Origin of the sequence: Virgisporangium aurantiacum (assembly GCF_016863635.1) — a bacterium.
GTDB classification, from domain to species: domain Bacteria; phylum Actinomycetota; class Actinomycetes; order Mycobacteriales; family Micromonosporaceae; genus Virgisporangium; species Virgisporangium aurantiacum.
In genome coordinates, this window is sequence record NZ_BOPG01000153.1 from 1 (window position 1) to 5,652 (window position 5,652).

The 5,652-nt window shown below is 67.2% G+C and carries 9 protein-coding genes; 3 read left to right on the forward strand and 6 right to left on the reverse strand.

What is annotated here, in order from left to right; translation table 11 throughout:
* Positions 1–299: integrase core domain-containing protein (locus Vau01_RS62610; RefSeq protein WP_204015180.1), on the forward strand; the 299-nt coding region annotated here is incomplete at its 5' end.
* Between the two features lie 605 nt (positions 300–904).
* The gene (locus Vau01_RS62615) at positions 905–1,396 is read left to right on the forward strand and encodes a hypothetical protein (RefSeq protein ID WP_204015183.1); all 492 of its coding nucleotides are present in this window, start codon (positions 905–907) and stop codon (positions 1,394–1,396) included.
* 95 nt (positions 1,397–1,491) lie between these two features.
* Here Vau01_RS62615 and Vau01_RS62620 read toward each other — a convergent pair whose 3' ends face one another.
* Together Vau01_RS62620 and Vau01_RS62625 are read right to left on the reverse strand one after the other, a co-directional pair.
* On the reverse strand, positions 1,492–2,064 hold the full coding sequence (locus tag Vau01_RS62620) for a hypothetical protein (RefSeq protein WP_204015186.1): 573 nt from the start codon (positions 2,062–2,064) through the stop codon (positions 1,492–1,494).
* Complete coding sequence (locus tag Vau01_RS62625) at positions 2,021–2,830, reverse strand: carbon-nitrogen hydrolase family protein (RefSeq protein WP_239153138.1); 810 nt, start codon at positions 2,828–2,830, stop codon at positions 2,021–2,023. Before Vau01_RS62625 ends, Vau01_RS62620 begins: the two co-directional genes overlap by 44 nt.
* A 219-nt stretch (positions 2,831–3,049) precedes the next feature.
* On the opposite strand from Vau01_RS62625, the gene Vau01_RS62630 reads away from it, so the two are divergent.
* Complete coding sequence (locus tag Vau01_RS62630; protein ID WP_239153140.1) at positions 3,050–3,502, forward strand: tyrosine-type recombinase/integrase; 453 nt, start codon at positions 3,050–3,052, stop codon at positions 3,500–3,502.
* Here the strand turns inward: Vau01_RS62630 and Vau01_RS62635 are convergent.
* The 4 genes from Vau01_RS62635 to Vau01_RS62650 form a co-directional block, all read right to left on the reverse strand.
* Positions 3,466–3,903, reverse strand: a complete 438-nt coding sequence (locus Vau01_RS62635) for a hypothetical protein (RefSeq protein ID WP_204015189.1) — start codon at positions 3,901–3,903, stop codon at positions 3,466–3,468. The two genes, Vau01_RS62630 and Vau01_RS62635, sit on opposite strands and share 37 nt — an antisense overlap.
* A 148-nt stretch (positions 3,904–4,051) precedes the next feature.
* Positions 4,052–4,495, reverse strand: coding sequence for a hypothetical protein (locus Vau01_RS62640; protein WP_204015192.1), 444 nt, complete (start codon positions 4,493–4,495; stop codon positions 4,052–4,054).
* 78 nt (positions 4,496–4,573) lie between these two features.
* Positions 4,574–4,993: a hypothetical protein gene (locus Vau01_RS62645; RefSeq protein WP_204015195.1), complete on the reverse strand. Its 420-nt coding sequence runs from the start codon at positions 4,991–4,993 to the stop codon at positions 4,574–4,576.
* Complete coding sequence (locus Vau01_RS62650) at positions 4,962–5,288, reverse strand: hypothetical protein (protein ID WP_204015219.1); 327 nt, start codon at positions 5,286–5,288, stop codon at positions 4,962–4,964. The genes Vau01_RS62645 and Vau01_RS62650 overlap by 32 nt, the downstream gene beginning before the upstream one ends.
* Positions 5,289–5,652: the final 364 nt, after the last annotated feature.

Genomic DNA, 5,652 nt, shown 5'->3' on the forward strand with positions numbered 1-5,652 from the left:
AGTACACATCCAAGGCGTTCGCCGCCGCCTGCCACACGGCCGGCGTCCGCCAATCGATGTCCGCGGTCGGCAGCTCCGCCGACAACGCCCTCGCCGAATCGTTCAACGCCACCCTCAAACGCGAGACCCTGCAAGGCCGACGGACGTTCACCGACGAACGCGAAACCCGGCTGACCACGTTCCGATGGCTGAACAGGTACAACACCGTCCGCCGCCACTCACGGCTCGGACAACGATCCCCGATCACCTACGAGAACAGCATCCGAACAACATCAACTACACTCGCGGCAGCCGCATAACCCGTGTCCAAGATCAAGGGTCAAGGCCCACCGGGCTTGATCCCTGATTTTGGACACGGGGGTAAGCCCCGTCGTCAGGCGGCTGTGCAGGGAGTCGACGTGGAGATCGACGAGTTCGGGATGCTGGTGGATGGGTCGCGCGCCGAGGTTGAGGCCAGTGATCGTTGCTGACCTGCGACGCGGTCGGCGCGGCGTTGGTCGACCGGCTGGCGGCGCTACCGCCGCCGCGCATCCTCGAGTTCGATCGCCGTCTCGCGGCGACGGTCAGTCGAGCGGCTCGACAGAGACGCGATGAACGGCGAGTCGATCCAGTTCGCGGCGTCACGCGCGTATGACCGGCGCGCCGATGATTGGATTCGTTCTGGGACGCGCTGGAGGCCATGCCTGCCGCGGCCGACGGCGACGGACAGCAGCCGGACGATGGGTGGGACGGACACTTCGGTCGGCCGGACGATCGGGCCCGGATTCCTGTCCGGCTACCGCCGCTGTCCGCCCCGTTGGACATCACGGCCTCTGGCTGACGAACACCGATCGCGAGACCCGCTCGGTCGGCGGCATCAGCGGCGCCCGTGATCTTGGCGTCGACTGCTCTGTAGCGCGCCGCCGTGACGGCCCAGACGTCCGACGATCAAGGCGTCCGTATTTGCCGCTGGTCGAGCGCCATCGGCGTTGAACAGGGCTGTGCTTACGGTCGCCGCGCCGATCATGATAGGAGCACACGCCAGGATCAGTATCTTGTGTTCGTGGACCGCGATGATCTCATCCGCCTCCTCACCCGAGACGGCAACGTGTTCGCCGCCTGCCGGAGCGCTGTGGCTGCTGGCGCGGCGATGCAGGTTTGGGACGAGGGCGTCCCAGCGTCCGAGCTCGCCCGCATCTACGCTCGACGGCTGCGCCTGACCCGGCGGAACGGTACACCAGAGATGGGATTCACCGACGCGGTGCAGGCACTACACGCCTACGGCGAGGAGCGCGTACGTATCGGAGCCGTCAAAGCGGCCGATCCGCCGTACCACTTCCAACTCTTCCTGAACGAGTCCGCCACCAGCCTGATTGCCTGTCTGGGAGTGGACCAGAGTTGGACGACGCGAGGCTGACGCCACGCCTGCGAGCGATCATGAGGTCGACCGGTGCGCGGATCTGCCGCTGCGAGCGCACGATGCGGATCGCGAATCAACCGCCGGGCGTGTAGCTATCGGCTCCGCAGGTCCGGGTTGTACATCTGGATGCCGCCGTGGTCGGTTGCGCCGTTGTGGCGTTCGCTGGGCCAGGTGTTGCACCAGAGGCATGACCAGCACAGGTTGTCCGGGTTGTTTTGACCGCCGTTGAAGCGGGCGAGGCTATGACCCAGCGACCCGATCCGCCTGCCGATCGAACCCCATGCGGTCGGTCGGCCATTCGGGCCAGACGGGCGCAGTTCTACTGCGAGGGAGCCGCAATGAGCGCATCGCCCCTTGGCATGCTCCAGGATCGACCAGACCTCGGCAGCGGTGATCTTCCGGTCCGACGGCCCCGACATGAGGCGGCGTCGGTTGGCTGTCTTGACTTTCGCGCGGCACCACCGCAGTCGGTGGTCGACGGTGGTGGCGGCGAGGTAGTTATCCCATGAGATGAACGTCGGCGCTGGCGGCTCGGCGTCGTCGTTGGGCGGCTCGAGCGGTGCGGGATGTGCGCTTACGATTAGCTGCTCCGCGCGGCCTGTTGGCAAGGCCGCTGCGAAGCTAAGCAGTTCGGCCAGGTTCGGTGCCTCCCGATCGCGATCCACGAAGACATTCTGGACGTTGGCCGAGCGGCAGTGGGAGGTCCGGGTCGATGTCGAGGGTGGACATGCCGGTCGTGCCAGTGGGGACCTGCGTGAGGACGGCGCCTGTCGGGCTGAGCACACTGGTGGGGCCCAGACCGATCCGGAACTCGTCGCGTTCGCCGGTGACGTCGGCGGAGACCAGCCACATGGCGGTCTCGCGGGCACGGCGGGCCCTGATCTCGTGGTGGCGGTCCTGCCACCAGCGCGCCTTGTCGCGGCGCATCATGTTCTGCGCTGGGACCAGCAGCACCCGCGCGTGGCGGGCGGCGACCGCGGCTGCGGCCTGTGGGAACTGGGTGTCGTAGCAGATGTTGATTCCGAACCGGATCCGGCCGAGATCGAAGACCGGGTAGCTGTCGCCGGCGGCGAAGATCGATTCCCCGGCGGTCAGGAACGTCTTGCGGTAGCGCCCGATCACCTGTTGCCCGGCGATGACCAACGCAGTGTTGAAGTAGACACCGCCGGACCGCTCGATCATGCCGAGCACCAGCGTCTGCCGGATCCCTGCCAACGCCGCCAGCACCGCGGCGAACTCCACCGAGGTGACATCGAAGGCCCAGGAGCGGACGTGCCGCCCGGTGACGAGGTACCCCTGCAAGAAGCATTCGGGGAACAGCAGCAGGTCGACTTCCACGGAGTCCGCCCAAGCGGCAAACTCGCGAACGACGCGCAGCGCCCCCTCGATGTCCCCGAGAATCTCAGGCGTCTGACACGCACCGATCCGCACCACGCCACGGTAGCCGCGCCGCGAACTGAAGCACGATCTTGGCATCCTGTAATGCCGCTCCTTGAGTGGTGGCGTTGAACTCGGCTCCTGACGCACCGTCAGATATGGCTGCCGTTTCCGTTTCCGACGCCGTCGTCGTGTCGTCCGCTGATCACCACCGCCCGGCTGTCGGCCAACCCGAACGACTTCGCCCTCGTTGCACTTCTCGGCCTACTTGGGTTGCGGATCTTCGAGGTCTGCGGCGCCAGCGTTGCCGATCTCGTTGAGGAGCACGGCCACCGCGTACAACGCGTACGCGGCAAAGGTGGCAAGGTCGTCCTCGTTCCGCTGCCACCGGCGGTCAGCCGGGCCATCGACCGGGCGGTCGGCGACCGAGACGGCGGTCCGATCCTGCGCAACACCCTCGGCGGCCGGATGGACCGACACGCCGCAACCCGACGGCTCAAGCACCTGGCCGCCTCCGCCGGGATCCGGATGCCGAGGATGCATCCGCACATGTTGAGGCACACGTTCGTGACGACCATGCTCGACGCCGGCGTCAGCCTGCGCGACGTCCAGATCGCCGCCCGCCACGCCGACCCCCGCACCACCATGCGCTACGACCGAGCCCGCAAGAACCCCGACCGCCACGCCAACTACATCCTCGCCGCCTTCATGGCCTCCGGAACATGATCGACAGTCCGTAAGCGGCTCGCGGCTTTGCCGATGAGCGAGCGCTTCATGCCCGTAGGCGCGGGGCGGTTGTCGCGTCCGTCCGAAGATTGCGGATGATCAAGGCGCTGGCCGGCGGCTCGCAAGGTCAGTCCGGACGTTTCCCGGCTCGGTTGTCCGGATCTATTTTGCGGTTTCCGGGCCGGATCAGCGTGGCGGTTCGCCGAGTAGGTTGTTGCGTCGGTCTTCTTGGCTCTTGCGATGAGTCGTCGTTCGGCGTCATGCATTGAGGCCTTGGTGACCAACGGAAACTCCGGCAGGGCAAAGGAGGTGCTGACCACGCCGCGCACCACCGCGGCCGGACGCCCCGCGGGCATCGCGAAGCCCGAGATACGACGGACGGCACTGGCCGGGTCGTCCACAGCGCGGAAACGATCGTGGAGATCCTCGCCCGGCAGCCGTGGACGAAGGCGACGACGTTGATCGCCGATCACGACCCGACAGTGCTGTCCCTGCTCATCGACGAACTGCTGGCCATCGCGTCACCGGCCTGACAGGGCCGCCGCCGCGTCAGGTGTTGGCGCCGGCGAGCCCGCGGCGGAACCACTCCGGCATCTGCTCGTCGGCCCGCGGGAACCACTTCTGCTCGATGGCGAAGTCCTTCGCCGACGGCGCCAGGTCGAACCTCGGAGCCTCGTCACGGTTGTAACGGATGTTGTACCTGCCCGGCGGGTCCAGGATGTACTCGAACTCCACCCACGAACCGAGCCCCTCGGCGTACATGCCCTTGCGTAGCTGCTGGAACTTCCGCCACACCTCCGGCGTGAACGACCAGCCGCGCACAGAACCGTCCGGCATCTTCACGCCCGTGTCGGCCTCGCTGTGCGTGCCGATCATCTTGACACGCACCACCAGGCGCACCCATCCGTGCGGCAGGGTCGGCAGGATCTCCTGGGCGATCTCCGTGAGCTTCTCCTGCTGCTCGGTCGGGCTGAGCGCCGGCCAGTTCGCCATGGTGTCACTTCCTCTCAGATCGCGGTCGGACCCGCCAGCCTACTGATCGGCCAGGCTCGCCTCGTGCTCGCGCCGCAGCTAGAGCCCGCGTTCGACCATTTCGCGCAGCCACTCCGGGACGTACTCGTCCGCCCGCGGGAACGCCTCCAGGTCGCGCACGAACATCATCGGGTGCAACTCCGGCGACCACCGCGGGTTCTCGTCGTAGTTGAACGTCACCTCGGGCTCAGCCTCGCGGTGCAGCACGAACCGCGCCGACAACCACGCGCCGCGGTTCTCCTCGTACATCTGCTCGCGGAGGTCCTGCAGCCGTTTTGTCATCTCCGCCAGCCGCACCTCGCCCGCGAACCGGCCCTCGGCGTCTTTCGCGGACGAGGCGAGTTCGTATGCCGTCACGTTCGCCCAGACGTCCAGGGTGACGCGGTTCCACCCGACCGGGGCGCCAGCCTCCAGCAGCGTGCAGATCTCAGCGATTCGCGTATCGGTCTGTGGGTCCATACCTCACCTCCGGCCGGTTCGGGAGATCCTGGCGTGCCCACACCGTCCCGCCGTCCTGACGAACCAGGGTGGCGACGATGTGGACGTGGTCTGCATCGTGTCGAACCGCGACCCACCGAGCCGTAGCCGGGTCACCGGCCGGCGCCACCCCGACCGCGTCGACAAACTCGGCCTGCGATCTGCGCCACTGCCCGTCAGACAGTTCCGGATCGGACAGGTAGTTGTGCACCGAGCGATGATGCCACAGCGCCTCAAGCGGCGGACCGATACCCGCCACCACCGGCTGTTCCAGCATGGTGGCGAGCCGGGCGACCGAAACACCGCCACCAGGCAACCGCGAGGCGTAAACCCGACCCGGGCCGCAGCCACCGCAACCGAGCCGAACTCGGCAGTGTACTCGGTCGACCAATACCGGCTGATCACGTTCAGCGCCGCCAAGCGGTCATCCGACTCCCATTAGCCCTGACGGGATTGGAGGGCCGTGATGAGGTGCTGCGGACGCCGTGTCGGCTGTTGCGGCGGCGGCCCGGCCGGATGCAGGTGTTGACCACGATCCCGCCAGTGGCGTCACCCTTCAGCTGCTCCACCTGGAGCTGCCGCACCCGACCCGCACCGACGTCTTCTACTCCGAACTGCACCTCGGCCGGATCGACCTTGCC